This is a genomic window from Micromonospora sp. IBHARD003, assembly GCF_056106285.1.
In genome coordinates this window covers 1,848,471-1,873,100 of the sequence record NZ_JBWBBX010000001.1, presented here as the reverse complement: position 1 = coordinate 1,873,100, position 24,630 = coordinate 1,848,471, and the positions used below count along the sequence as shown (strand labels likewise).

Genomic DNA, 24,630 nt, shown 5'->3' with positions numbered 1-24,630 from the left:
AACGCTTCATCCGCAGGAGATGCCCGGCCCGGTCCCCGGGACGCGCAGGGAAGTCCTGCCGCCGCCGAACTCCCGGGGCGGGCAGGGCAGTCCGGTGAGCTGCCGCTGTGCCGCTGCGCCGCTGTGCCGCTGTGTGCCGCGGATCAGAGCCTGCGGGTCGCCAGGGTGAGCCGGTCCCGGGCGTCGAAGAGCGTGTCCTTGATCATCTGCTCATGCCCCGGGGTCAGCCGTGCCACGGGCACCGAGCAGCTGATCGCGTCGCGCGCCGGGGTGCGATAGGGGATGGCGACGCCGAAACAGCGCAGGCCCAGCGTGTTCTCCTCGCGGTCGACCGCGTATCCCTGCTCGCGGATCTGCCGGAGCTGCTCGATGAGTTGCTCGCGATCCGTGAGGGTGTTCTCCGTGAGCGCGGCCAGGGTCTCCGGGAGCATCGCGCGGACCTGCTCATCGCTGTGGGTCGCCAGCAGCGCCTTCCCCAACGCGGTGGAGTGGGCCGGCAGCCGGCGGCCGACCCGGGTGAACGGCCGCAGGTAGTGCTGTGACTGGCGGATCGCGAGATAGACCACGCTCGTACCGTCGAGCCGGGCCAGATGGATGGTCTCGGTGGTGTCGTCCGAGAGCCGGTCGAGCGTGGGCCGGGCGACCGCCACGACCTCGTCGCCGTCGATGTACGAGGTGCCGATGAGCAGGGCGCGCACACCGATGCCGTACCGCGTGCCCGTCGTGTCCGTCTCCACCCAGCCGAGTTCGACGAGCGTGCGGAGCAGCATGTAGAGGCTGGACTTGGGATAGCCGACGGCTTCCTGAACGGCGGCGAGCGAGTGCATTCCGGGCTGTCCCGCGAAGTACTCGAGCAGCTCCACGGTCCTTACCGCCGACTTGACCTGCGCCGCGCCCTGCTCGGCAGCTGCCATGGCCCTTGACCCCTCCAAACGCCCGGAAATAGAGTCCCCCCGCACATGGATTCATCATCGGGAACGGCGTTCAGAATACCGAACGACTCGGGGAAGGTAGCCGTGGTGGGAGCAGCACCAGTCTGGAGCGTGGACCCCCGTACCGGGAAGCCGCGCGAACAGGTCGCGGTCGAGGCCACGGCGGACGAGGTCGAGCGGGTGGTGCGGGCCGCGGACGCCTCCCGTGCCGCCCTCGCCGACCGCACGGTCCGCGCCGCTCTGCTCCGCACCGCGGCGGACCTCCTCGACGAGTCCGGTGAGCACGTCATCGAAGCGGCCGACGCCGAGACCGCACTGGGACCGGTGCGGCTCACCGGTGAACTCGCGCGGACCACCGGCCAGTTGCGGGCCTTCGCCGATGTCGTTGAGGAGGGCTCCTTCCTCGACATCCGCATCGACCACGCGGACGCCGGCCGCACTCCGCCCTGGCCGGACCTGCGCCGCTGGCGGATTCCGCTCGGGGTGGTCGCCGTCTACGCCGCGAGCAACTTCCCGCTCGCCTTCTCGGTGCCCGGAGGCGACACCGCCAGCGCTCTCGCCGCCGGCTGCCCCGTCGTCGTCAAGTCCCACCCCGGCCACCCGGCCACCTCCGAGCTGTGTACGGCGCTGCTGCGGCGGGCTGCCCAGCAGGTGGGGCTGCCCGAGGACACCGTGGCCCTGGTGCACGGCTTCGACGCCGGTGTGGAACTGGTACGGCACCCCCTGGTCGCGGCGGCCGGCTTCACCGGCTCGGTACGCGGCGGGCGCGCCCTCTTCGACGCCGCGGCGGCCCGTCCCGCACCGATCCCCTTCCACGGCGAGCTCGGCTCGCTCAATCCCGTCGTGATCACCGAGGCCGCCGCTGCCGGGCGCGCGGAGGCGATCGGCACCGGCCTGGCCGGGTCGATGACCCTGGGCGAAGGGCAGTTCTGCACCAAGCCCGGCTTCGTGTTCGCGCCCGCGGGCGCCGCGGGGGACCGGCTGCTGAAGTCCCTGACGGCCGCGGTGAGCGAGACCGAGCCCGGGGTGATGCTCGACCACCGGATGCGGGACGCCTTCGTCGCGGGTGTCGCCGAGCGTGCCGCGCTCGACGGCGTCGTGGCGCCCGTCACGCCCGGCGCGGGCGGTGAGCACACCGTCAGCGCGGGCTATCTGACCGTACCGGCCGGGCTGCTCGCCGCCGAAGGACCCCATGACCTCCTCCTGGAGGAGTGCTTCGGGCCGGTGACCGTCGTCGCCCGCTACGAGTCCCGCGCCGAGATCGAGGCGGTCCTCGCACGGCTGCCCGGCAACCTCACGGCCACCGTGCACCTCGCCGACGAGGAGAGGGACGGTCCGGCGGCGGAGCTGCTCGCGGCGCTCGTCCCGCTCGCGGGCCGGGTCCTGGTCGACGGCTGGCCCACCGGCGTGGCCGTCGCTCCCGCCCAGCACCACGGCGGCCCCTATCCCGCGACCACCTCCACGTCCACCTCGGTGGGGGCCACCGCGGTCGAGCGCTGGCTGAGACCGGTCACCTACCAGTCGGTGCCGTCCGCGCTGCTCCCGCCGGAGCTGCGCGACGAGAACCCGCTCGGCCTCCCGCGCCGGGTCGACGGCCGCCCGGAGGGTCTGGAAAGCTGACCTGGTGACCGAGGAGATCACCCTGCCGGAACTCCCCTTCCCGTTGCGCCCGTACGGCCCCGACGCCGACTGGTCGTACGAGAACGGGACGCTCACCGGCTGGGCGGGTGCACGGCAGGACCGCTTCGTACCGCCCACCGCGGAGGCACTGGACCCGGTCTCCGACGCGCCCCGGCTGCTCGGCGCGCCCGAGGGCGACTTCCAGCTGATCGCCCGCGTCAAGGTCGGCTTCGGCACCGCGTTCGACGCGGGCGTGCTCTACCTCCATGTCGCCGAGCGCGCATGGGCGAAGCTCTGTCTCGAGCTGTCCCCCGACACCCCGACCGTCTGCACGGTCGTCACCCGGGGCCACTCCGACGACGCCAACTCCTTCGTGGTGGAAGGGGACTGCGCCTGGCTGCGGATCAGCCGCACCGGAGGTGCCTTCGCCTTCCACGCGTCGACCGACGGCATCCGCTGGAGATTCGTGCGGATCTTCAGCCTCGGCACCCGGGAGCAGGCGGACGCCGCGCTCGTCGGCTTCATGGCCCAGTCCCCGGTGGGTGAGGGCTGTGTCGTCGTCTTCGACCGCATCGAGTTCCGTCCGTCCTGGCCGGACGGCCTGCGCGACGGTTCATGACGCCCAGGGCTCGGCAGTGATCGCCGGAGCGCCGTAGGCTGCGCGTACATGGACACCCTGGGAGGCGCCGAGTTCGCGCCCACGTCGACGTATCTGAACACCTCCGCCTGCGGGTTGCTGCCCCGGCGTTCGGTCGAGGCCGTGAAGCGGCTCGCCGAGGAGATCGCCGCCGGGCGGCCGGAAGGTTCGGGCAGCTTCGAGGCCACCGAGGCGGCCCGTGCCTCCTTCGGGCGCATCGTCGGTGTCGCCGCCGAGCGGGTGGCGATCGGCGGGTCGGTTGCCGTGCACGTCGGGCTGATCGCGTCCGCCCTGCCCGCAGGAGCCGAAGTCGTCGCCCCCGAGGGTGAGTTCAGCTCCGTGGTCACCCCGTTCACGGCCCGTGGTGATCTGAAGGTGCGGTACGTGCCGCTGGACCGGATCGCCGATGCGGTCGCTCCGGGAACGGCGCTCGTCGCGCTGTCCGCCGTGCAGTCGGCCGACGGACGGGTCGCCGATCTCGAAGCCGTTCGGGACGCGGCACGGGCCCATGGGGCCCGTGTGCTGCTCGATGCCAGTCAGGCCGCGGGGTGGCTGCCGCTGGACGCGGGGGAGTACGACTACACCGTCACCGCCGCCTTCAAGTACCTGCTCTGCCCGCGCGGGACTTCGTTCCTGACCGTCACGGAGGACGCGCAGCGGTCGCTGGCCCCGGTGCACGCGGGCTGGCTGGCGGCCGAGGACCTGTCGCAGGGCACCTATGGGCCGGTGGAGGAGTTCGCCCGGTCGGCCAGGCGCTACGACGAGTCGCCGTCGTTCCTCGCGTACCACGCGGCGGAGCACTCACTCCCGCTGGTGGAGAAGGTGGGGGTCGAGCGGATCCACGCGCACGACACCGCACTGGCGGCCCGCTTCCGCGAGGGGCTCACGGAGCTCGGGCACTCGCCCGTCCCGGGGGAGTCCGCCATCGTGGCCGTGCCGGGGCTCGGTGACCGGGAGCCGGAGCTCGCCCGTGCCGGGATCGTCGTATCGGCCCGCGCGGGAAACCTGCGGGCCTCGTTCCACCTCTACAACTCGGCGGCGGACGTCGACAGGGCGCTCGACGTGCTGTCCGGCTGACCCCCCGGTACTCACCGGTTGACCGAAGCGGGGCGGGCCGGTCGCGCAGCACACGCGACCGGCCCGCCCCGCATGACGGGATCAGCGCACCGGGGTGAAGTCCCGTGCCCCGATGAACGAAGGCCGGGGCACCGGCGCCGCGAACGGCTCCCGGGCCGTGTTCTCCACGCTGTTGAACACGATGAAGACGTTGCTGCGCGGATACGGGGTGATGTTGTCCCCGGACCCGTGCATCGCGTTGCAGTCGAACCAGGTCGCGGACCCGGCCTTGCCCGTGAAGAGCCGGATGCCGTGCCGGTCGGCGAACCGGGTCAGCACCTCGTTCGACGGCGTCCCGGCGTCCTGCATCTGCAGCGACTTCTTGTAGTTGTCCTTCGGCGTCTCGCCCGCACAGCCCAGGAACGTCCTGTGCGACCCGGGCATGATCATCAGGCCGCCGTTGGTGTCGAGGTTCTCGGTCAGCGCGATCGACACCGACACCGTCCGCATCTGCGGGAGGCCGTCCTCGGCGTGCCAGGTCTCGAAGTCCGAGTGCCAGTAGAAGCCCGAGGCCCCGAAGCCCGGCTTGACGTTGATCCGCGACTGGTGGACGTAGACGTCCGAGCCGAGGATCTGCCGCGCCCGGCCCACGACCCGTTCATCACGCACCAGCGCGGCGAACACCTCGCTGATCTTGTGCACTTCGAAGACCGACCGCACGTCCAGGGACTTCGGCTCGACGATCGAACGCTCGTCGGTCCTGATCGCCGGATCCGAGACCAGACGGTCGAGTTCGGTGCGGTAGATCGCCACCTCGGCCGGTGTGATCAGCTCCTCGATCGCCAGGAAGCCGTCCCGCTCGTACGACTGCAGCGCGGACGGGGCGATGGGCCCGGGCGTGCCGGCCGCGGACCAGACGACCGGGTCCTGACGGGGAACGGTCGTCTCGGTGGCGCCACGGGTCGGGTAGAGATCGGTGATCGCGGTGGTCATCGGTCAGCCCTCCTCGGTCAGCAGGGGATAGACGCCGTTCTCGTCGTGGTCCTCCCGTCCCGTCACGGGCGGATTGAAGACGCAGACACAGCGGAAGTCGGTCTTGGGACGCAGCGTGTGCCGCTCGTGCCCGTTCAGCAGATACATCGTGCCGGGCTCGATCCAGTGGGACTCACCGGTCTCGTCGTTGGTGAGCTCGGCCTCGCCCTCCACGCAGAGCACGGCCTCGATGTGGTTCGCGTACCACATCGACGTCTCCGTACCCGCGTACAGCACGGTCTCGTGCAGCGAGAAGCCCACTTTCTCCTTGGCGAGCACGATGCGCTTGCTCTCCCAGGTCCCGGACTTCGCCCTGACGTGCCGGTCGGTGTTCTCGATGTCCTTGAACGATCGGACGATCACGGTGGTGCGCTTCCTCTCCTGCGTACGGTGCGTGCGCGGTGCGGGTGGCGTGGCGGTGTGCGCGGTGCGTCCGCGGCGCACGGCGCACGGCGCACGGGGGACTCTGCGGTGGTGCCGGCCACCTGTGCGGTGCGCCGGCCCGGGCGGGCGGCAGCCGGGCCCGGGCCGGTCTCACACCGTCGTGTCAGGCCGTCGTGTCAGGCCGTCTCGCGGACGGCACGGGCGAGCGTGCTGAGCCCCTCGTCCAGCTCGTCGGGCGTCACGGTCAGCGGCGGCAGCAGCTTGACCACCTCGCTCTCCGGGCCCGACGTCTCCAGCAGCAGACCGAGTTCGAAGGCACGGGCGCAGACGGCGGACGCCCGGTTCCTGTCGGTGAACTCCAGGCCCCAGACCAGGCCCCGGCCGCGGAAGCTCGCTCCGGCGGAGGAGTTCTCGTCGGCGATCGCGAGGAGCGTCTGCTCGACCTGCTCGCCGCGGGCGATGGTCTGCTTCTCCATCTGGCCGTCGGCCCAGTAGGTGTCCAGCGCGGCGGCGGCGGTCACGAAGGCCGGGTTGTTGCCTCGGAAGGTGCCGTTGTGCTCGCCCGGCTCCCAGATGTCCAGCTCGGGCGCGAACAGGCAGAGGGACATGGGGAGTCCGTAGCCGCTGATCGACTTCGACAGCGTGACGATGTCCGGGGCGATGCCGGCCTCCTCGAACGAGAAGAACGCACCGGTGCGGCCGCAGCCCATCTGGATGTCGTCGACGATGAGCAGCATGTCCTGGCGGTGGCAGAGGTCCGCGAGCGCCCGCAGCCACTCCGGGCGTGCCACGTTGATACCGCCCTCGCCCTGGACGGTCTCGACAATGACCGCCGCGGGCTTGTTGAGACCGGAGCCCTGGTCCTCCAGCAGACGCTCGAACCAGAGGAAGTCCGGCACCTGGCCGTCGAAGTAGTTGTCGAACGGCATCGGTGTGCCGTGGACCAGCGGGATCCCGGCTCCGGCCCGCTTGAAGGCATTGCCCGTCACGGCGAGCGAGCCCAGCGACATCCCGTGGAAGGCATTGGTGAACGAGACGATCGCCTCGCGGCCCTTCACCTTGCGGGCCAGCTTCAGGGCGGCCTCGACGGCGTTGGTGCCGGTGGGGCCCGGGAACATGACCTTGTACGGCAGATCGCGCGGCCGCAGCACGATGTTCTGGAAGGACTCCAGGAAGGCGCGCTTCGCGGTCGTCGCCATGTCCAGGCCGTGGGTGATGCCGTCGCGCTCCAGGTAGTCCAGCAGCGCGCGTTTGAGTACGGGGTTGTTGTGGCCGTAGTTGAGTGACCCTGCTCCGGCGAAGAAGTCGAGGTAGGAATGGCCGTCCTCGTCGGTGAGCCGGGCGCCCTGCGCACGGTCGAACACGGCGGGCCAACCGCGGCAGTAGCTGCGCACCTCCGACTCCAGGGTCTCGAAGACACTCAGGGCGGGCGGGGTGATGGTCACAGCGTTCTCTCCTGGTGTGGGGGTGTTCTGACTGGTATCGGGCCTGTGGTGGCGGTCAGCCGGCGAACGGGCACACGGCGGGCGTCAGCCGCTGACCGGGCCGATGCGGTACAGCACCTCGGGCTGATGGGCCCCGTCGGGGAACAGCCCGCCGTCGAAGAGGACTTCACGCTCGAGGCTCGCGCCGCGGCGAGCGGCGAAGGAGGTGAAGAGGCGGTCGGAAGCGGTGTTGTCGGGCGTGACGGTCGTCTCGATCGCCTTGACGCCGTGTGCGGCGGCGACCCGCCGGGTCAGCGCCTCCAGGAGCGCTCCGGCCAGTCCGCGGCCCCGGTGCGCCTCGTCGACGGCGACCTGCCAGACGACCAGCGTCTCCGGGCGCTCCGGCCGGATGTAGCCGGTGACGAACGCGATCGGTTCGCCGTCCGTGCCGCGGGCCACCGCGGACGTCGCGGCGAAGTCGCGGCACCACAGCAGATAGCTGTACGAGGAGTTCAGGTCCAGGACCTCGGAGTCGCGGGCAATTCGCCAGATCGCGGCTCCGTCCTCCACGCGTGGGCTGTCGATGCTCAATGCGGTGGTCATGCGAATTCAATTTACCGAGCAAATTCGCAGATTGCATGGGGGTGAAGGGTTGGGTAGTGCGCTGATGTGTGTTATCGCGCGGGTGCGCGCACCGGCGCGAGCCGGATCCGAACTCTCCTCGTTTGGGTGGGAGTTATCGGGCAAAAGATCTCCACTGTGGAGTCGGTCACATATTCGGCCGCCTGAGGAACGCGCCTGGAATAGGGTGATCTGTTCCTCATGGAATCTTGGCGTTTAGGGTCGCGGAAACGGGGCAGGAGAATGCGGGGAGCTACTCGGGATAAAGTAGCTCCCCGCATTCTTGAATTCACGCTCTATTTGCCTTTTCCAAGAGTGTCGGACATTCGTCCCGTCCCGCGGACCGGGAGCTCGTGGAACCGCGGCCCCCAAGGGCGGCGGTGGTGCTCGTAGAGTGCGTGTCATGAGCGATCACGTGGTGCTGCATGTGAAGGGGCGGGTGCTCGTCGGGCCGGAGGAGGTGCGGGACGAGCTGTGGGTCGTCGGCGGGCGGATCACCTTCCGGCGCCCGGCGGCCGGGGATGTGCGGACCGTGGAGGGCTGGGCGCTGCCGGGTCTCGTCGACGCGCACTGTCATGTCGGACTCGACAAGCACGGTGCCGTGGACGAGGTGACCAGCGAGAAGCAGGCGGTGGCCGACCGGGACGCGGGCACGCTGCTCATCAGGGACGCGGGCTCGCCCGCCGACACCCGGTGGATCGACGACCGCGACGATCTGCCGAAGATCATCAGGGCCGGCCGGCACATCGCCCGCACCCGTCGCTACATCCGCAACTACGCCCATGAGATCGAACCCGACGACCTCGTCGCCTATGTGGCCGGGGAGGCGCGGCGGGGCGACGGCTGGGTCAAGCTCGTCGGCGACTGGCTCGACCGGGAGGCCGGCGATCTGGGTGCCTGCTGGCCGCGTGGCGCCCTCGAGGCGGCCATCGCCGAGGCCCACCGGCTGGGTGCCCGCGTCACCGCGCACTGCTTCGCCGAGGACTCCCTGCGGGATCTCGTCGAGGCGGGCATCGACTGCATCGAGCATGCGACCGGGCTGACGGAGGAGACCATTCCGCTGTTCGCGGAGCGAGGTGTCGCGATCGTCCCGACGCTGGTCAACATCGCGACCTTCCCCGAGCTCGCGGCGGGTGGAGAGGCGAAGTTCCCGCAGTGGTCGGCCCATATGCGGCGACTCCACGAACGCCGGTACGACACCGTCCGCTCGGCCTACGACGCGGGCGTCCCCGTCTACGTCGGCACCGACGCGGGCGGCTCGCTCCCGCACGGGCTCGTCGCGGCCGAGGTCGCCGAGCTGGTGAAGGCCGGGATTCCGGCGCTGGACGCCCTCTCCGCGACCGCGTGGGGAGCGCGGCGGTGGCTGGGCCGCCCGGGGCTCGAGGAGGGCGCGGCGGCGGACCTCGTGGTGTACGAGGCGGATCCACGCGCGGACGTGGGAGTACTGGCCGCGCCGCGCAGGGTGGTCGTCAACGGCCGCGTCATGGGCTGACGCTCCGACGGTGAGGCCGTGCGGCGTGTGTGTACCGCACCGTACGGAGTGTGCGTACGGCGCGGGCGACCGGCGTGCGCCGCAGGGCGTGCCGACGGGCGACCCGGCTGGCACGCCCGTACCCGTGGAATCGAATGCGGGCGCGGAAACGCCACTTTGGAGTGAACTCACTTCAGGTATCTGCCGGTTCACTCTCCGTACGTAAGTATTCGGATGTTCCGGTCGCCGCCGTCGTGCACGAGTCCCCGTGGTGGACGGGCCCGGCGATGCCAAGTCTCCTGTGGGGGTTCCACCGCCTTGAACAGCAACACCTTCCGCGTGCCCGCACGCCGCTGCGCCGCCGCCGCGGCCTCGGTCGGCCTCGCGGTAGCCGCTCCCGTGGCCTTCGCCGGACCGGCCCATGCGACGGGCGGCTCCGAGGGCCGGGCGAGCGCGGTCGTCCTGCGCACGGGGCTCGATGTCTCCCTGCTGAACAGGAGCGTGCGGGTGCCGCTGAAGACCACCCTCAACGAGGTCGAAGCGCCCGCGCGTGCGGAGAAGACCGGGCTCACCGTCCAGCTGGAGGGCGTCGACGAGGGGCGGCCGTTCAGCATGCTGCGCGCGGACGTGGCCACTGCCAGGGCGACCGCGGACCGGGAGCGGGCCGAGGGCGTCACGACCCTCGCACACGCCAAGGTGCACGTTCCCGGACTGTCGTTGCTCTCGCTGATCGAGGTCGAGAAGGTGACGGCGCGCGCGGTCTGCGATGCGGGTCGCAAGCCGCTGGCCGAGTCCAGCGTCCTCGGCACGGTCCGGGTGCTGGGGAAGAAGATCACGCTCACTTCGGGCGGTACGTCGAAGGTGGAGGTGCCCGGCGTCGGTGCGGTCACGCTCGGTCTGTCCCGTACGGAGACGACATCACACACGGCCGCGGCGACCGCGCTGGAGCTGAAGGTGTCCGTGAACCCGCTCAAGCTGAACGTCGCGGAGGTCGAGGGCACGTTGACGCTGGCGGCCGCGACCTGCGAGACCCCGGCAGCCGACGCCGCCGCGCCGACCCCTGACACGCGGACGCCGGACATGCGGACCCAGACGGGCGTGGAGCCGTCCGTCGGCGAGTCGCCGGCGGCCCCGTCCTCCGAAACCGGCGCGGAAGGCCTCGCGGCGACCGGCGGTGGTTCGGCCACCCCGTACGCCGTGGCCGGCGCGGTCGCGCTCCTTGCGACCGGCGCCACCGCGGTGGCGCTGGCCCGCCGCCGCGTCCGGGACTGAGGACCTCCCGTACGGGACGGGACCGGTCGGCCGCCGTGCCTTCTCCACCGGTGCTCCGCGGCCGACGGGGCCGGGCGCTCCCGCACGCGGGTGTCCGGCCCCGGCCGTGACGGGTGTCCGGCACCGGCTGTCGTGTGTCCGGCGTGGTCAGCCCCGGCCCTGTGCCGTCGCGCCCACCGCCGAGAGCGCCTGGTCCAGCGCCTGGAGGAAACGATTCGTCGTGGTGCGGTCACGCACCGCCACCCGAAGCCAGTCGCGGTCGAGGCCGGGGAACGTGTCGCCGCGGCGCACCGCGAAGCCGAGCCCCCGCAGTAGCTCGCGCACCCGGTCCGCGCAGTCCACACGGATCAGCACGAACGGGCCGTGAGCCGCCGTGACCGTGCGGACCTCGTCGAACTCCGCGAGCCCGGCCAGCAGATGTGACCTATCGGCGGCGATACGCTCCGCCGCCGCTGCCGCCTCTGCCAGCGCCCGTGGCGAGACGCAGGCCTCGGCCGCCGCCAGGGCCGGAGTCGACACGGGCCACAGCGGCTGCGCCCGCTCCAGCGCGGCGATCGTCTCCGGGGCGGCCAGTACGTAACCGATCCGCAGCCCGGCGAGCCCCCAGGTCTTGGTGAGGCTCCGCAGCACCACGAGCCCCGGCACATCCGTCCGCGACGCCATTGCCTCGGGCTCACCGGGCACCGCGTCCATGAACGCCTCGTCGACCACGAGGATCCGCCCCGGCCGGGCCAGCCGGCTGATCGTGGCGGCAGGATGCAGCACCGACGTGGGGTTCGTCGGGTTGCCGATGACGACCAGGTCCGCCGCTTCGGGCACCGCGCGCGGATCCAGCCGGAAGCCGTCCTCCTCGCGCAGCACCACCCGCGTCACCTCGTGCCCCGCGTCCCGCAGCGCCGCCTCCGGCTCGGTGAACTGCGGGTGGACCACGGCCGGCCGGCTCACCGGGAGCCCGCGCGCCAGCAGCACGAACGCCTCCGCCGCCCCGGCCGTCAGCAGCACCCGTTCCACGGGCAGCCCGTGCCGGTCCGCCACCGCCGCCCTTGCCGCCCGTCCGTCGGGATAGGCGGCCAGCGAGGTGAGGGACGCGGCGATGTGCTCGTGCAGCCACCGCGGGGGAGTGCCGGCGCGGACATTGACCGCGAGGTCGGTCAGCCGGGCGTCCCGTACCTCCGCGTCGCCGTGGTGGCGCAGATCGTGCACCTCGGCGTCGCCGCCGTGGCGCGGATCGTGCCGCTCGCTCGGTCCGTTCACCGGCGCCCTGCCGGTCCGGGGACGGCGCGGGCTCCGGTGCCGGCCACGGCCTCCCGGTAGCGCTCCACGACCAGATCCGCCAACTGCCCCGTGGCGCCTATCACTTCGGCGAGGCGCACCTCGGTCTCCGGATGCGCCGCCGCCCAGCCCTCCGTGTGCAGACGCGCCCGCTCCACCGGACCGCTGTCGAACAGGACGTAGGGCAGGACGACGATCCGCCGGGCTCCGAGCTGTGTGCAGCGGTCCAGCCCGGCCGGTACATCGGGTGCGGCCGACGACACGAACGCCGTCTCGACGCCCGCGTATCCGCGCCCCTCCCACAGCAGCCGCGCCGCGCGATGCACCTCGGCGTTGGCCCCGGCATCCGCCGAGCCGGGAGCCACGAGCAGGACGGTCACATCGGCCCGGTCCCGGGGGGCACGGGCCGTGGCGTCCATGCCCAGCGCTTCGTCGACGCGCCGTTCCAGCAGGGCCAGCAACGCCGGATCGGGGCCGAGTGCCCGGCACCGGGTGAGGGCGAGCCCGGGGTGGCGCCCAGGTGCCGCCTCCAGCGCACCGGCCATCGCGTCCTCGACACCCGCCTCGGGGACCAGCGCCAGCGAGACCGCCGCGATCATGTCCGCACCCGCCGTGACGAGTTCGTCCACCGCCTCGTCCACCGCCTCGTCCACCGGCCGGTGATCGGCACCGATCAGGCCCCCCGCGACGGGGACGCCGGGCTGGCGGCGGCCCAGCAGTGCCACGAACTCCCGGAACGCCGCAGCCGCGGCGTCATGCCGGGTGCCTGGGGCCGCGACGAGCAATGCGGGCGGGAAGGTCACACGTTCTCCTCGGGGACGGGGCGGTGGTGCCGGTGACGCTGGTGACTGCGGTGGTGCCGACGGTGCCGGTGTCCGCCGTGCCCGGCACGGTTCGGGACGGATCCCGGCCGGCGAGGCTGCGGCGGACGCCGGCGGCGCGCCGGAGCCCACCGCCCGGCGGACGTCCGGATCCGGAACCGGAGGGTTCGAATCCGGGGAAGCCGGAAGTCGTACGATCGCACACGTCACCCTGCCAGGTTGTCCCTTCTTTCCCGATGTCCTTTTCGGAACAATTAGTTCGCCCCCTTCTGCGAGCGCCGCGGCCTCGGCCACCGATGGCGTGCCGACCGCGTCCCGCACCGCATCCGACGGATACGGCACCGGCACCCCGGCCAGTACCGGGGCCGGATGGCACCGCAGGGGAACGCCGAGGGCCGCCGCGGCGGCGACGATTCCCGGCTCGTTCGCCTTGGTGTCCACGGTCGCCAGGGCCACGACCGCACCGGCCCGCTCTCCGGCCTCCCGCAGTGCGGTCCGGATCAGCCCGAGCACCTCGGCAGCCGGCGCCCCGCGCCGCGCACCGACACCGACGACCAGGTCCCGGACGGGACCTATGGCACTCATGGCACTCATGGCGTGGCACCCGGCGCCGGAGGGGACGGATCCGCTAGCAAGAAGCCATGGCGGTGTTCGTCGCGCTCGGCGCGTTCCTGATGACGCTGTTCGGCGGCTGGACGGCGCAGCGCGTGACCGACCGCAGGCATCTGGTGCTGGGCCTCGCCGGCGGACTGATGCTCGGTGTGGCGGGGCTCGATCTGCTGCCCGAGGCGATGGCGACGGCGGGCCGGGAGGTCTTCGGAGTGCCGCAGGCGCTGCTGCTGTTCGTCGGCGGGTTCCTGCTCGCCCATCTCGTGGAGCGGCTGCTGGCCGCCCGTCAGGCGTCGCACGGCGCGAACAACGGCGGGAGGAACGGCCACGACCATCGCGTACCGCAGATCGGCATGACCGCTGCCGCGGCGATGGTCGGGCACAGCCTCATGGACGGGATCGCCATCGGCGCCGCCTTCCAGGCGGGCAGCGGGATGGGCGCCACCGTCGCACTCGCCGTCATCAGCCACGACTTCGCCGACGGATTCAACACCTACACCGTCACCACTCTGTACGGGAACGAGCGCCGCACTTCCCTCGCCATGCTGGTAGCAGCGGCCGTGGCACCCGTCGTCGGCGCCGCGTCGACCCTGCTCTTCACCCTGCCGCAGGAACTGCTCGGCAGCTATCTCGGCTTCTTCGGCGGCGCGTTGGTCTATCTCGCGGCGGCCGAGATCCTGCCGGAGGCGCACCACCGGCACCCCGCGCACTCCACCCTGCTGTGCACGGTGGGAGGCGTGGCCTTCATCTGGCTGGTGACGGGTGTGGCGGAGTGACGCCCGGCGGGGTCTCATGCGTGTTCGGACCACCGGGTGCAGTGCCCGACGAACCGGTACGCCGTCTCCGGCACCGCCGCCCAGTGCGTATGGACATAGCTCGCATGCACACCCCGCTGCACGAAGCCCTCCACTCTGCGCTCCGGCTGCCGCAGCCCCCAGGCCGCCTGCGCCCCCGATCCCGGCTCCAGGACCGTGCGGTGGAACTCGTGGCCCCGCATCCGCGTTCCGGCGGCGGCCAGGACGCTGTCGCTCACCGCCACCGCGTCCCGGTAGCCCAGGGTGAGCCGCTGCGACATCCGCGCATCGGCGTCCAGCACCCCGCACATGGGCTTGCCGTCCAGCGAACGCGCCAGGTAGAGCAGCCCCGCACACTCGGCCGCGATGGGCGCGCCCGCCCGTGCCAGCTCCGCCACCGCTTTGCGCAGCCCGGAGTTGGCGGACAGCTCCGGCGCGTACACCTCGGGGAAACCTCCGCCGACGACCACGCCACGGGTGCCTTCGGGGAGGTCCTCGTCTCGCAGCGGGTCGAAGGGGACCACCCGCGCACCGGCGGCGGCGAGCAGTTCGGTGTGCTCGGCGTACGAGAAGGTGAACGCCGCACCGCCGGCGACGGCGATCACGGGAGCCTCGTCGACGGGCGCGCACTGCCCGCCAGTCTCCGGCCCCACCGGGTTCCACGGCTCGGCGCCGACCGGCGGGGCACTGCGCGCCAGCGCGAGCAACGCCTCCAGATCGCAGCCCGCCCGCACCTGCTCCGCCTGAGCCCGCACCGCGTCCAGCGCCTCCGCGTGCCGCTCGGCCACCGGGACCAGGCCAAGGTGGCGGGACGGTGTACTGACGGCAGGAGCCCGGCGCAGCACGCCCAGCACCGGGACGCCCGACTCCTCGAGCGCCTCTCTCAGCAGTGCCTCATGGCGGTCCGTTGCCACCTTGTTGAGGATCACCCCGCCGAGCCGCACCTGCGGGTCCCACGACGCGAAGCCGTGCACCAGCGCCGCGACCGACCGCGACTGCGACGATGCGTCCACGACCAGCACCACCGGCGCCCGCAGCAGTTTGGCCACTTGCGCCGTGGACGCCAGCTCGCCTTCGCCGGCGGCGCCGTCGTAGAGCCCCATCACGCCCTCGATCACGGCCAGATCGCAGCCCCGCGAGCCGTGCGCGAAGAGCGGTGCGATCAGCTCCGTACCGCACATGTACGAGTCGAGGTTGCGGCCGGGACGGCCCGTGGCGAGCGCGTGATAGCCCGGGTCGATGTAGTCGGGACCCACCTTGTGCGGGGACACGGCGAGACCGGCCGCCGTGAAGGCCGCCATCAGGCCGGTCGCGACGGTGGTCTTGCCGCTGCCCGACGCGGGTGCGGCGATCACGAGGCGTGCTACCACTCGATGCCCCGCTGGCCCTTCTGGCCCGCGTCCATCGGATGCTTGACCTTGGACATGTCGGTGACGAGGTCGGCGAAGTCCTGCAGCTCCTGCGGGGCGTTGCGGCCGGTGATCACCACATGCTGGGTGCCGGGCCGCTCCTTCAGCACCTCGATCACCTCGGCCGTGTCGATCCAGCCCCAGTGCAGCAGATACGCGAACTCGTCGAGGACGTAGAACGTGTACTTCTCCGCTGCGAGGTCACGCTTGACCTGCTCCCAGCCCTCACGCGCCTTGTCCTCGTGGGACGGCTCGCCCTCGCCCGGCGGGCGCTGGATCCAGGACCAGCCCTCACCCATCTTGTGCCACTCGACGGTGCCGCCCTCGCCGGTCGCGCCGAGCGCCTTGAGCGCGTTCTCCTCGCCGACCTTCCACTTCGCCGACTTGACGAACTGGAACACCCCGACGGGCCAGCCCTGGTTCCAGGCCCGCAGCGCCATCCCGAAGGCCGCGGTCGACTTCCCCTTGCCGACGCCCGTGTGCACCATCACCAGTGGGCGGTTGCGGCGCTGACGGGTGGTGAGACCGTCGTCCGGCACGACACTCGGCTGTCCCTGCGGCATTACGCTGCCCTCCTGTTGCTTCCCGGGGTTCCCGTCCCCGCCCGTACGTCCCTGACCAGTCCGGCGATGCTGTCCGCCCGCAGCTCGTCCAGAGTGACGGCGGTGCCGCCGAGTTCACCCGCCAGCCGGCCGGCGAGACCCAGCCGCACCGGACCCGTCTCACAGTCCACCACCACACCCGCCGTGCCCTCGGCGGCATGCAGCCGAGCGGCCCGCGAGGCCAGCCCGACCGCGTCCTCACCGCGCGCGCCGGTGGCTCGGCCGTCCGTGACCACGACCAGCAGCGGGCGGCGCGAAGGGTCGCGCAACCGCTCGACCCGCAGCACGTCGTGCGCCTTGAGCAGGCCTGCTGCGAGCGGCGTACGCCCGCCCGTCGGCAACTGCTCCAGGCGTGCCGCGGCCGCGTCGACCGAGGACGTCGGCGGCAGCGCCAGCTCCGCGGCCCGGCCGCGGAAGGTCACCAGGCCCACCTTGTCCCGCCGTTGGTACGCGTCGAGCAGCAGGGACAGCACCGCGCCCTTGACCGCGCTCATCCTCCGGCGGGCTGCCATCGACCCGGACGCGTCCACGACGAACAGCACGAGGTTGCCCTCGCGGCCCTCTCGGGCGGCCTGCCGCAGATCGTCACGCCGTACGACGAGGCCCGCGCCGGTGCGCCCGCGCGCCCGCTGATGCGGGGCCGCGGCCTGTACGGTGGCCGCCAGATGGAGTTTGGTCAGCGTGCCCCGGGGCCGCCGGGCCCCGGTGGTCCGGCCGTGCTCGGTACGGGCGCGGGAGCGCCGGCCGGCCGCGCCGTCACCGAGCCCGGGCACGCTCAGCATCTTCGTACGGAACGGCTCGGCCGCCGCCACGGCAGGCTGCTCGCCGCCGCCGGCACCCGGGACGGGCGGCGCGGCGGACGGTTCGGGCGCCTCGGAGTCGTCCGCGGGCTGCGGAGCCTCGGGCCCCTGACCCTGCGGCGGAATACCGCCACCGGGACCGCCGTCCGGATCCGGGTCGGGCTCCGGCTCGTCGTCCCCGCCGAACTGCTCCAGCGTCTCGTCCAGCTTGTCCTCGTCGAGCCCCGGAGCGTCGAAGGGATTGCGCCTGCGCCGGTGGGGGAGTGCCAGCAGGGCAGCCTGCCGTACGTCTTCCTCCCGTACGTCCGTACGCCCCGCCCAGGCCGCCAGAGCCGTCGCGGTCCGCGCCATGACGATGTCGGCGCGCATGCCGTCCACCTCGAACGCCGCGCAGGTCGCAGCGATCTTACGCAGCGCCGCGTCACCGAGCACGACGGACGGCAGCAGGGTCCGCGCGGCCACGATGCGCTCGCGCAGCGCCGCCTCCTCGCCCGCCCACCGTGCGGCGAAACCGGCCGGATCGTCGTCGTACGCCAGTCTGCGCCGCACCACCTCCACCCGCTGCTCCGGCTCCCGCGACGCGGCCACCTCCACCGTCAGCCCGAAGCGGTCGAGCAACTGCGGCCGCAGCTCGCCCTCTTCGGGGTTCATCGTCCCGACGAGGAGGAAGCGGGCGGCGTGCCGTACGGAGACGCCTTCGCGCTCCACGTACGAGGCGCCCATCGCTGCCGCGTCCAGCAGCAGGTCCACCAGATGGTCGTGGAGGAGATTGACCTCGTCGACGTAGAGCACGCCCCGGTGCGCGTCCGCGAGCAGACCCGGCTCGAAGGCCTTGACGCCTTCGGCGAGGGCGCGCTCGATGTCGAGCGCCCCCACCAGCCGGTCCTCCGAGGCGCCGACGGGCAGTTCCACCATCCGGGTGGGGCGGGCCGTGCCGGGCGCCTCCTCGTGGGGCCCGTCCGGGCACCCCGGATCCGGGGCGCCGGGAGCGCAGGAGAAGCGGCAGCCGGCGACGACCTCCACATCCGGCATCAGTGCCGCGAGGGCGCGCACGGCGGTCGACTTGGCGGTGCCCTTCTCGCCGCGTACGAGGACGCCTCCGACCGCGGGCGAAACCGCGTTCAGCAGCAGTCCCAGCCGCAGATCGTCCATGCCGACGATCGCGGTGAAGGGGTAGTGCACAGCACCACTCATACGTTCCGGTCCTCCCGTTCCTTACGGTTCGCGCCCGGGTCCTGTCCGGGCGATCTTCTCCGGTCCTCGAAGATCGCCCGGACAGGACCTGGTCGGCACATGGATGCGTTCGTTCGCCTTCGCCCGGACAGGGCCGGGAATCCCCGCCTCATGGGGCACCCGGAGGGACGAAGGGCAGACCCGCGGGCGCGCCGCGCTCGATCAGCTCGAGCAGGGCCGCGGTGTCGGCGTGCTCCTCGATCAGATCGCCGAGACGGTCGAGTTGCTCCTCGCGCAGCAGACCGAAGCGGGTGTCCGGCGCCGGGACGAACCGGCGCCCGGCAGCCGCGGCCACCTCCCGGAGGAAGGCCCGCCGGAAGCCGTCGCTCTCCAGCGAGCCGTGCCAGTGGGTGCCCCAGACGGCCCCGACCCGGCAGCCGTCCAGAAAGGGCTCTCCACCCAGTACTTCGGCGACGCCATGGTGGATCTCATAGCCCTCGACCCGCTCGCCGAGCGCCTCGCCCACCGGCCGGGCCAGGGTCTTCTCGCGCGCGAACCGCACCCGCACGGGCAGCAGCCCGAGGCCCCCGACCTTGCCCGCGCGTGACTCCACGTCGTCCTCGATGCGGTCGCCCAGAGCCTGGAAACCGCCACAGATGCCCAGTACCGGCCTGCCGTCGGCGGCCCGCCGGGCGATCGCGTCCGCGAGCCCGCGCTCGCGCAGCCAGTCGAGCGCCTTCACCGTGCCGCGGGTGCCGGGCAGCACCACCAGGTCGGCGTCGGTCAGTTCCTCGGGGCGGTCCACGAAGCGCACCACCACGCCCGGTTCGGCGGCCAGCGCGTCCACATCGGTGAAGTTGGACATCAGCGGCACGGCGCAGACCGCGACCCGCAGCACGTCCTCGCCCACCGGCGGGGCGACGACGGACTCGCGCACGGTGCCCCGCAGCGAGACCCGCAGTCCGTCCTCCTCGTCGATGCCGAGTCCGTGCGCGTACGGCAGCACCCCGAACGTCCGCCGCCCGGTCAGCCCGTACAGCATCTCCAGACCCGGCTCCAGCAGCGTCACATCGCCGCGGAACTTGTTGACCAGATAGCCCGCGACCAGTTCCTGGTCCTCCGGGGCCAGCAGCGCGGTCGTGCCGAAGAACTGGGCGAAGACCCCGCCCCGGTCGATGTCCCCGACCACCACGACGGGAAGGCGCGCGGCCCGCGCGATGCCCATGTTCACGATGTCGGTGCGGCGCAGATTGATCTCGGCGGGGCTGCCCGCGCCCTCGCAGATGACGGCGTCGTAGGTGCTCCGCAGCTTCTCCAGGCACTCCACGACCGGCTCGAACAGCGCCTGCTGTCTGCCTCCGTGGTAGCCGCGCGCGCTCAGCTCGCCCACCGGCTTGCCCATCAGCACGACCTGGCTCGAGCGGTCGCTGCCCGGTTTGAGCAGCACCGGGTTCATGAGCGCCGAAGGCTCCACCCGCGCCGCCTGCGCCTGCATGGCCTGCGCCCGGCCGATCTCGGCGCCCTCGCGGGTGACGAAGGAGTTGAGCGACATGTTCTGCCCCTTGAAGGGGGCGACCTTCACACCCTGGCGCACCAGCCACCGGCAGATCCCCGCCGTGACGACGCTCTTGCCCGCGTCCGACGTGGTACCGGCGACCAGCAGTCCTCCGCCGTTCACTTCCGCCTCCCCCTCATCGCCCCGACGGCGATCCGTGCGCCCGCGCAGACCGCGAGCGCCAGCACGCCCACGCGGCGCGACAGCCGCACCGCACGCTCGACATCCCCCACCGCGACGGCGCGGCCCGTCCCGTTGAGGACGGGCCGGTGCTCGACGCGCCCGCCGTACGAGAGCGTTCCCCCGAGACGTACCCCGAGGGCCCCCGCGAACGATGCCTCCACCGGGCCCGCGTTGGGGCTCGGGTGCTTCGCGGCGTCCGTACGCCAGGCCCGGGCCGCCCCACGGGGATCGCCGCCGACCAGCACCGCGAGGCCCGCGGTGAGCCGGGCGCCGGGCCAGCCCGCGAGGTCGTCGAGCCGGGCCGACGCCCAGCCGTAGCGCCGGTAGCGGACGGATTTGTGGCCCACCATGGCGTCCAGGGTGTTCACGGCACGGAAGCCCACCAGGCCGGGGACTCCGGCGACGGCACCCCACACCAGCGCGCCGACCACCGCGTCCGAGGTGTTCTCGGCGACCGACTCGACGACGGCGCGCGCGATTCCGGGGCCGTCCAGCGCCTGTGGATCGCGGCCGCACAGATGGGGCAGCCGCTCCCGGGCGGCCTCGATATCGCCGGCCGAGAGTGCCCCGCCGATCGCCCGGGCTTCCCGGCCGAGCGTGGTGCCGCCGACGACGGCCCAGGTGGCCGCGGCGGTCAGGGCGAGGGATGCGGTTCGGGAACGGCGTACGGAAGCGGCGGCCAGCGCCCCGGCGGCGATCGCGCCCCCGGCGCACACCACGGTGTGCAGGGCGCCCCAACCGCGGTGGTCGCGCCAGAGTCGTCGCTCGACGGCGCCGGCGGCGCGGCCGAACGCGGCGACCGGATGTCCTCGGCGGGGGTCGCCGAGTACCAGGTCACCGGCGAGCCCGGCGGTGGCCCCGTACGCGAACGTGAGGGCAGGGAGCAGTCCCCCCACCACCCGCGGCTCGGCAGGCATGTTCGTCCTCACTCAGGGTCCGCGCCCTGGCTCGACGTGACCGGCGGGAGAGAGTTCCTGGCTCCGGGCGCCCCGGTGAAGGGTGCACCCGTGACAGTGGCGGGACCGCGCCGGATTCGCACCGGCTTCCTCTTCTGCCGCCGTAAGTGGCCCCGGAAGTCCACCATGGGCCGCGAACACCCGTCAACTCGCCTCTGACCTGCGACGGGACAGTGTGCGCAGTCCCACACCCGGCGCGGGAGCGGCGAACGCAGAGCGGGAGCCGGACACTCCCGAAGGGGTGTCCGGCTCCCGCCGTCGTATCCGCGGACCGTCAGGCGACGATCAGATAGATCCCGTACGCCACGGCCGCCGCGCACAGGGCGAAGCACGCGTAGGCGCCGGTACGGGCCAGTCCGGCCGAACCTCCCTGAGCGGCCGCGGCCTCCTGCTTGGAGAGACCCGCGATGCCCAGGGTGAACAGGCCCACCAGGGCGACGGTCACGACGAGGCTCACGCCGAAGACGGAGCCCAGAGCTGCCCAGTCGATCTTCATGCTGATTCGTTTCTTCCTTAGACCGTGAAAGCGTTGGACCGTCAGACCGTGGCGGTGGGTGCGGGAGCGTTCTCACCCGCGGGAGCGGGGATGGTGGCCTTCAGCTCCGCGGCCGCGGTGGGCGGCGGGGTCACGGCCGCGATCGCGGTGGTGACCACACCCGGGCCCTCACCGATCTCGTCGTCGGTCACGTTCGTGTGGTCGACCGGCTTGCGCCGCGACAGACCCCAGATCGCAGCCGAGCCCGAGACGAGCAGGACGGCGACGGCGCCGGTGCCCCAGGCGCCCTGGCTGGTCAGGAACTCGGCGGCGGCGCCCACCAGACCGGCGGCCGGCAGGGTGAGACCCCAGGCGACGAACATCCGGGTGGCGGTGGACCAGCGGACCACACCGCCCTTGCGGCCGAGACCCGCACCCATCACCGCGCCGGAGCAGGACTGGGTGGTGGAGAGCGAGAAGCCCAGGTTGGACGAGGCCAGGATGACCGTCGCGGCGCTGGTCTGGGCGGCGAAGCCCTGCTGCGGCCGGAGGTCGGTCAGCCCCTTGCCCATGGTGCGGATGATGCGCCAGCCACCGAGGTAGGTGCCCAGGGCGATCGCCAGACCGGCCGAGACGATGACCCACATCGGGGGGTTCGAGCCGGGGACGAGGACACCGCCGGTGACCAGGGCCAGGGTGATGACGCCCATGGTCTTCTGCGCGTCGTTCGTGCCGTGCGCGAGGGAGACGAGACCGGCGGAGGCGATCTGGCCCGCCCGGTACCCCTTCGATGTGGCGGCCGTGGCCTTGCCGTCCGCCCCGTTGCCGATCCTGTACGTCAGCCTCGTGGCGAGGAACGCGGCCAGTCCGGCGACGACCGGCGCGGCGACGGCCGGGATCAGGACCTTGGTGACGATCGTCCCGCCGTTCACGGCCGAGAACCCGGCGGACATCACGGCAGCGCCGATGAGACCGCCGAAGAGGGCGTGCGACGAACTGGACGGCAGGCCGAGCAGCCAGGTGACGAGGTTCCACAGAATGGCGCCGACGAGCGCCGCGAAGATCACTTCGGTGCGGATGCCCTCTTCCTTGATGAGTCCGCCGGAGATCGTCTTGGCGACCTCGATGGACAGGAAGGCGCCGACGAGATTCAGCGCGGCGGACATGGCCACCGCCGTCTTCGGTCTGAGTGCGCCGGTCGAGATGGTCGTCGCCATCGCGTTGGCTGTGTCGTGGAAACCGTTCGTGAAATCGAACACGAGAGCGGTAATGATCACGATCCCGAGGAGAAGCGTGATGTTTTCCATGTACCCAGGCTTCTATTGGATGTCAGTGGCTGGTTGAACGTAAGCAACCTGAGTGAACGGAAGGTGAACTCGACGCGGCTCAGGAGTGACTCCACACGAGTATGGTCATTCCGCTTGGGGAGGGGAAGAGCCGGGTGTCGTGCTTCGGGCCCGGCTGCTGAGATGATCATCCCCATGAGCGGGCAGCAGCGGAACGCACGTCGGCAGAACGCGATCGCGGAGGCCTGGGCGGACCTCGTGGCCACCGCCCGCAGGACCGTGGCGGACGGACTCGTGGTCGGGACCTCGGGCAACGTCTCCGTACGGCTCGCCACCGACGAGGGCGATCTCGTCCTGGTCACACCCACCGGCGTCCCCTACGAACGCCTCGGGCCCCACGACGTCCTCGGCGTGGATCTCGACGGGAGCCGGCTGCTGGGCGACCTGGCCCCCACCAGCGAACTGCCGATGCACCTCGCGATCTACCGCGGAACGGACGCGGCCGCCATCGTGCACACCCACGCGGTGCATGCCACCGCCGTATCGACGCTGGTGACCGAGCTGCCGTTGATCCACTACATGGCGGCGGCCCTCGGCGGACCCGTCCGTGTCGCCCCGTACGCGCCCTACGGCAGCCAGGAACTCGCGGACCATGTCCTCGACGCCCTCCGGAACCGCACGGGGTGTCTGCTCCGGAACCACGGAACCGTCACCCATGGCGCCACGCTCGACCAGGCGTACGACCGCACGGCCCAGCTGGAGTGGATGTGCCGGGTCTGGCTCGCCGCGAGCTCCGTGCCCGGCCGGGAGCCCTCCCTGCTCTCGCCCGCCCAGGTCGACGACGTGCGCGTCAGGCTCCGCGGCTACGGGCAGCCGCGCTGACCCCGGCAGGGCCCCGGCCCCGGCGGCCGTTGCCCGAGCGGGGTCGGCGCGGCTGCCCGTAGCCGCCAAGTGCGCCGACGAGCGCACAAGCGTGACGTCGTGGGTCCGTCACCCGTGGTGCCCCCGTCCACTGGCAGTCCGGCAGGGACCTGCCGACACTGGAACGGTGCGCCCGGCTACTGCGACGGCAGCGACCGTCACCACCCTGCTCGGTCTCGGCGCGGCGACGCTCGCCGCCGGCCGGTACGCGAGCGATGCGGCACTCAAGGCAACGCCCGACCGTCCCCTGCCCGGCGAGCCCCGGCTCACCGTGCACGCCACGGGTCCGGGCCGTATCACGCTCACCCGCAGCCTCGTCTCGCTCCGCCCCGGTATGTACGGACTCGTCGGCCTCGGTGTCCACGCGGTCGTCGGCGCGGTCCTCGAGGATATCCCCCACGAGGCCGACACCGTGGTCCGCCGTCTGGAGAGCGTGTCCCACGGCGGTCTCGACATCGGCACCAAGGTGCGCTTCACCCCGCAGCTGCACAGCGGGACGCCCGGCAGTGCCCTCGGGATCGACTACGAGGACGTGGAGATCCCCGGCGAGCTGGGCACGCTCCCGGCCTGGTACGTCCCGGGGCCCCGCACGACCTGGATCATCGCCGTGCACGGCCTGGGAAGCACCCGCGAGCAGACCCTCAACCTGATGCCCTTCCTGGCCGGCCGGCGTGTGCCGGTGCTGTCCATCGCCTACCGCGGTGACCCCGGCGCACCCCACTCCCCGGACGGCCTCTGCCATCTCGGCGACTCCGAGTGGCGCGACCTCGACGCGGCCGTCCGGTACGCGGTCCGCAGCGGCGCCGAGCGCGTGGTCGTCCACGGCTGGTCCGTCGGCGCCGCGATGGCCCTGCACGCCGCCGCCAACTCGGCCGTACGGGACCGGATCGCGGGGCTCGTCCTGGACTCCCCGGTGCTCGACTGGGAAGCCACTCTGCGCGCCCTCGCCACGGCCCGCCACACCCCCTCCGTACTGCTGCCGCTCGCGGTACGCGCCGCCCAGGGGCGCACCGGACTGCACGGTGACCGGCTGCAGGAGGCCGCCGCCCCCGACGGCCTGCGGGTGCCCGTGCTGGTCTTCCACGGACCCGACGACCGCATCGCTCCCTGGGGCCCCTCCCGGGAGCTCGCGGCACGCCGGCCGGACCTGGTCAGTCTCCACACCGTCGAGAACGCTCCGCACGCGGCGATGTGGAACGTGGACCCGGCCCGATACGAGGAAGCGCTGCGCCGCTTCCTGACGCCGCTGATCTGACCCGTGGCCCACTGGCCGCGACCCCGTTGACCAGGGCGGAAAGCCGTGCCGCCGGAGCGGGAACGCGCTG

22 protein-coding genes, 1 pseudogene and 1 riboswitch are annotated in these 24,630 nt (G+C 72.3%); of the genes and pseudogenes, 8 read left to right on the top strand and 15 right to left on the bottom strand.

The genetic code is table 11. From position 1 onward, the window contains the following. Positions 1 to 143: 143 nt before the first annotated feature. Positions 144 to 914 (bottom strand): IclR family transcriptional regulator, encoded by a 771-nt coding sequence (locus ACTWOL_RS08295; RefSeq protein ID WP_474295930.1) that lies wholly within the window; start codon positions 912 to 914, stop codon positions 144 to 146. A 105-nt stretch (positions 915 to 1,019) separates the two neighbouring features. Here ACTWOL_RS08295 and ACTWOL_RS08290 point away from each other — a divergent pair, with 105 nt between their 5' ends. Genes ACTWOL_RS08290 through ACTWOL_RS08280 form a run of 3 tightly spaced genes read left to right on the top strand, consistent with a single transcriptional unit; the run spans position 1,020 to position 4,266 of the window. Then, on the top strand, positions 1,020 to 2,552 hold the full coding sequence (locus ACTWOL_RS08290) for an aldehyde dehydrogenase (NADP(+)) (protein ID WP_474295928.1): 1,533 nt from the start codon (positions 1,020 to 1,022) through the stop codon (positions 2,550 to 2,552). A 4-nt stretch (positions 2,553 to 2,556) separates the two neighbouring features. Beyond that, positions 2,557 to 3,171: a DUF1349 domain-containing protein gene (locus ACTWOL_RS08285; RefSeq protein WP_474295926.1), complete on the top strand. Its 615-nt coding sequence runs from the start codon at positions 2,557 to 2,559 to the stop codon at positions 3,169 to 3,171. A 48-nt stretch (positions 3,172 to 3,219) separates the two neighbouring features. Next, entirely contained in the window at positions 3,220 to 4,266 is a 1,047-nt protein-coding gene (locus ACTWOL_RS08280) for an aminotransferase class V-fold PLP-dependent enzyme (protein ID WP_474295924.1), read from the top strand. A gap of 81 nt (positions 4,267 to 4,347) precedes the next feature. Here the strand turns inward: ACTWOL_RS08280 and thpD are convergent, their stop codons facing one another. The 4 genes from thpD to ectA form a co-directional block, all read right to left on the bottom strand. After that, on the bottom strand, positions 4,348 to 5,238 hold the full coding sequence (thpD, locus tag ACTWOL_RS08275) for an ectoine hydroxylase (protein WP_474295921.1): 891 nt from the start codon (positions 5,236 to 5,238) through the stop codon (positions 4,348 to 4,350). A gap of 3 nt (positions 5,239 to 5,241) precedes the next feature. After that, the gene (locus ACTWOL_RS08270; protein ID WP_474295919.1) at positions 5,242 to 5,640 is read right to left on the bottom strand and encodes an ectoine synthase; all 399 of its coding nucleotides are present in this window, start codon (positions 5,638 to 5,640) and stop codon (positions 5,242 to 5,244) included. Between the two features lie 197 nt (positions 5,641 to 5,837). Continuing rightward, positions 5,838 to 7,106, bottom strand: a complete 1,269-nt coding sequence (gene ectB / locus ACTWOL_RS08265) for a diaminobutyrate--2-oxoglutarate transaminase (protein ID WP_474295916.1) — start codon at positions 7,104 to 7,106, stop codon at positions 5,838 to 5,840. An 84-nt stretch (positions 7,107 to 7,190) separates the two neighbouring features. Then, positions 7,191 to 7,688: a diaminobutyrate acetyltransferase gene (gene ectA, locus ACTWOL_RS08260; protein ID WP_474295914.1), complete on the bottom strand. Its 498-nt coding sequence runs from the start codon at positions 7,686 to 7,688 to the stop codon at positions 7,191 to 7,193. 433 nt (positions 7,689 to 8,121) lie between these two features. On the opposite strand from ectA, the gene ACTWOL_RS08255 reads away from it, so the two are divergent. Together ACTWOL_RS08255 and ACTWOL_RS08250 are read left to right on the top strand one after the other, a co-directional pair. Further along, positions 8,122 to 9,198: an amidohydrolase family protein gene (locus ACTWOL_RS08255; RefSeq protein ID WP_474301117.1), complete on the top strand. Its 1,077-nt coding sequence runs from the start codon at positions 8,122 to 8,124 to the stop codon at positions 9,196 to 9,198. A 297-nt stretch (positions 9,199 to 9,495) separates the two neighbouring features. After that, a complete protein-coding gene (locus ACTWOL_RS08250; protein ID WP_474295912.1) occupies positions 9,496 to 10,449 on the top strand; it encodes an SCO1860 family LAETG-anchored protein in 954 nt (317 codons plus the stop codon). A 147-nt stretch (positions 10,450 to 10,596) separates the two neighbouring features. Here ACTWOL_RS08250 and cobC read toward each other — a convergent pair whose 3' ends face one another. The 3 genes and pseudogenes from cobC to ACTWOL_RS08235 all read right to left on the bottom strand — a co-directional run. Further along, the gene (cobC, locus tag ACTWOL_RS08245) at positions 10,597 to 11,703 is read right to left on the bottom strand and encodes an Rv2231c family pyridoxal phosphate-dependent protein CobC (RefSeq protein ID WP_474295910.1); all 1,107 of its coding nucleotides are present in this window, start codon (positions 11,701 to 11,703) and stop codon (positions 10,597 to 10,599) included. Beyond that, positions 11,700 to 12,524, bottom strand: a complete 825-nt coding sequence (locus ACTWOL_RS08240) for a sirohydrochlorin chelatase (RefSeq protein ID WP_474301116.1) — start codon at positions 12,522 to 12,524, stop codon at positions 11,700 to 11,702. Before ACTWOL_RS08240 ends, cobC begins: the two co-directional genes overlap by 4 nt. Positions 12,525 to 12,749: 225 nt before the next feature. After that, a pseudogene (locus ACTWOL_RS08235) lies at positions 12,750 to 13,127 on the bottom strand (cobalamin biosynthesis protein); the annotation flags it as partial. A gap of 56 nt (positions 13,128 to 13,183) precedes the next feature. Here ACTWOL_RS08235 and ACTWOL_RS08230 point away from each other — a divergent pair. After that, positions 13,184 to 13,927, top strand: coding sequence for a ZIP family metal transporter (locus ACTWOL_RS08230; protein WP_474295906.1), 744 nt, complete (start codon positions 13,184 to 13,186; stop codon positions 13,925 to 13,927). 14 nt (positions 13,928 to 13,941) lie between these two features. Here the strand turns inward: ACTWOL_RS08230 and ACTWOL_RS08225 are convergent, their stop codons facing one another. The 7 genes from ACTWOL_RS08225 to ACTWOL_RS08195 form a co-directional block, all read right to left on the bottom strand. Further along, positions 13,942 to 15,300, bottom strand: a complete 1,359-nt coding sequence (locus ACTWOL_RS08225) for a cobyrinate a,c-diamide synthase (protein ID WP_474295904.1) — start codon at positions 15,298 to 15,300, stop codon at positions 13,942 to 13,944. A gap of 8 nt (positions 15,301 to 15,308) precedes the next feature. Beyond that, the gene (cobO, locus tag ACTWOL_RS08220) at positions 15,309 to 15,917 is read right to left on the bottom strand and encodes a cob(I)yrinic acid a,c-diamide adenosyltransferase (RefSeq protein WP_474295902.1); all 609 of its coding nucleotides are present in this window, start codon (positions 15,915 to 15,917) and stop codon (positions 15,309 to 15,311) included. Further along, positions 15,917 to 17,950 carry a putative cobaltochelatase gene (locus ACTWOL_RS08215; RefSeq protein ID WP_474295900.1) on the bottom strand — a complete coding sequence of 678 codons (2,034 nt, stop codon included), beginning with the start codon at positions 17,948 to 17,950 and terminating at the stop codon, positions 15,917 to 15,919. Before ACTWOL_RS08215 ends, cobO begins: the two co-directional genes overlap by 1 nt. A gap of 148 nt (positions 17,951 to 18,098) precedes the next feature. Beyond that, complete coding sequence (locus tag ACTWOL_RS08210; RefSeq protein WP_474295898.1) at positions 18,099 to 19,607, bottom strand: cobyric acid synthase; 1,509 nt, start codon at positions 19,605 to 19,607, stop codon at positions 18,099 to 18,101. Then, positions 19,604 to 20,584, bottom strand: a complete 981-nt coding sequence (locus ACTWOL_RS08205; RefSeq protein WP_474295896.1) for a cobalamin biosynthesis protein — start codon at positions 20,582 to 20,584, stop codon at positions 19,604 to 19,606. The genes ACTWOL_RS08210 and ACTWOL_RS08205 overlap by 4 nt, the downstream gene beginning before the upstream one ends. A gap of 31 nt (positions 20,585 to 20,615) precedes the next feature. Next, positions 20,616 to 20,764: riboswitch (cobalamin riboswitch) on the bottom strand. A gap of 133 nt (positions 20,765 to 20,897) precedes the next feature. Then, a complete protein-coding gene (locus ACTWOL_RS08200) occupies positions 20,898 to 21,119 on the bottom strand; it encodes a hypothetical protein (RefSeq protein WP_338675767.1) in 222 nt (73 codons plus the stop codon). Positions 21,120 to 21,160: 41 nt separating this feature from the next. Next, positions 21,161 to 22,405 (bottom strand): inorganic phosphate transporter, encoded by a 1,245-nt coding sequence (locus ACTWOL_RS08195; protein WP_474295894.1) that lies wholly within the window; start codon positions 22,403 to 22,405, stop codon positions 21,161 to 21,163. A gap of 174 nt (positions 22,406 to 22,579) precedes the next feature. Between ACTWOL_RS08195 and ACTWOL_RS08190 the strand changes: the two genes are divergently transcribed. Next, positions 22,580 to 23,266 carry a class II aldolase/adducin family protein gene (locus tag ACTWOL_RS08190; protein ID WP_474295892.1) on the top strand — a complete coding sequence of 229 codons (687 nt, stop codon included), beginning with the start codon at positions 22,580 to 22,582 and terminating at the stop codon, positions 23,264 to 23,266. 166 nt (positions 23,267 to 23,432) lie between these two features. Next, the gene (locus ACTWOL_RS08185) at positions 23,433 to 24,560 is read left to right on the top strand and encodes an alpha/beta hydrolase (protein ID WP_474295890.1); all 1,128 of its coding nucleotides are present in this window, start codon (positions 23,433 to 23,435) and stop codon (positions 24,558 to 24,560) included. Positions 24,561 to 24,630 lie beyond the last annotated feature (70 nt).

Bases quoted from the DNA above. Each gene is read 5' to 3' on its own strand.
- ACTWOL_RS08295 (WP_474295930.1), bottom strand. From the start codon at position 914: ATGGCAGCTGCCGAGCAGGGCGCGGCGCAGGTCAAGTCGGCGGTAAGG.
- ACTWOL_RS08280 (WP_474295924.1), top strand. From the start codon at position 3,220: ATGGACACCCTGGGAGGCGCCGAGTTCGCGCCCACGTCGACGTATCTG.
- thpD (WP_474295921.1), bottom strand. From the start codon at position 5,238: ATGACCACCGCGATCACCGATCTCTACCCGACCCGTGGCGCCACCGAG.
- ectA (WP_474295914.1), bottom strand. From the start codon at position 7,688: ATGACCACCGCATTGAGCATCGACAGCCCACGCGTGGAGGACGGAGCC.
- ACTWOL_RS08230 (WP_474295906.1), top strand. From the start codon at position 13,184: ATGGCGGTGTTCGTCGCGCTCGGCGCGTTCCTGATGACGCTGTTCGGC.
- cobO (WP_474295902.1), bottom strand. From the start codon at position 15,917: ATGCCGCAGGGACAGCCGAGTGTCGTGCCGGACGACGGTCTCACCACC.
- ACTWOL_RS08215 (WP_474295900.1), bottom strand. From the start codon at position 17,950: ATGAGTGGTGCTGTGCACTACCCCTTCACCGCGATCGTCGGCATGGAC.
- ACTWOL_RS08205 (WP_474295896.1), bottom strand. From the start codon at position 20,584: ATGCCTGCCGAGCCGCGGGTGGTGGGGGGACTGCTCCCTGCCCTCACG.
- ACTWOL_RS08200 (WP_338675767.1), bottom strand. From the start codon at position 21,119: ATGAAGATCGACTGGGCAGCTCTGGGCTCCGTCTTCGGCGTGAGCCTC.
- ACTWOL_RS08195 (WP_474295894.1), bottom strand. From the start codon at position 22,405: ATGGAAAACATCACGCTTCTCCTCGGGATCGTGATCATTACCGCTCTC.
- ACTWOL_RS08190 (WP_474295892.1), top strand. From the start codon at position 22,580: ATGAGCGGGCAGCAGCGGAACGCACGTCGGCAGAACGCGATCGCGGAG.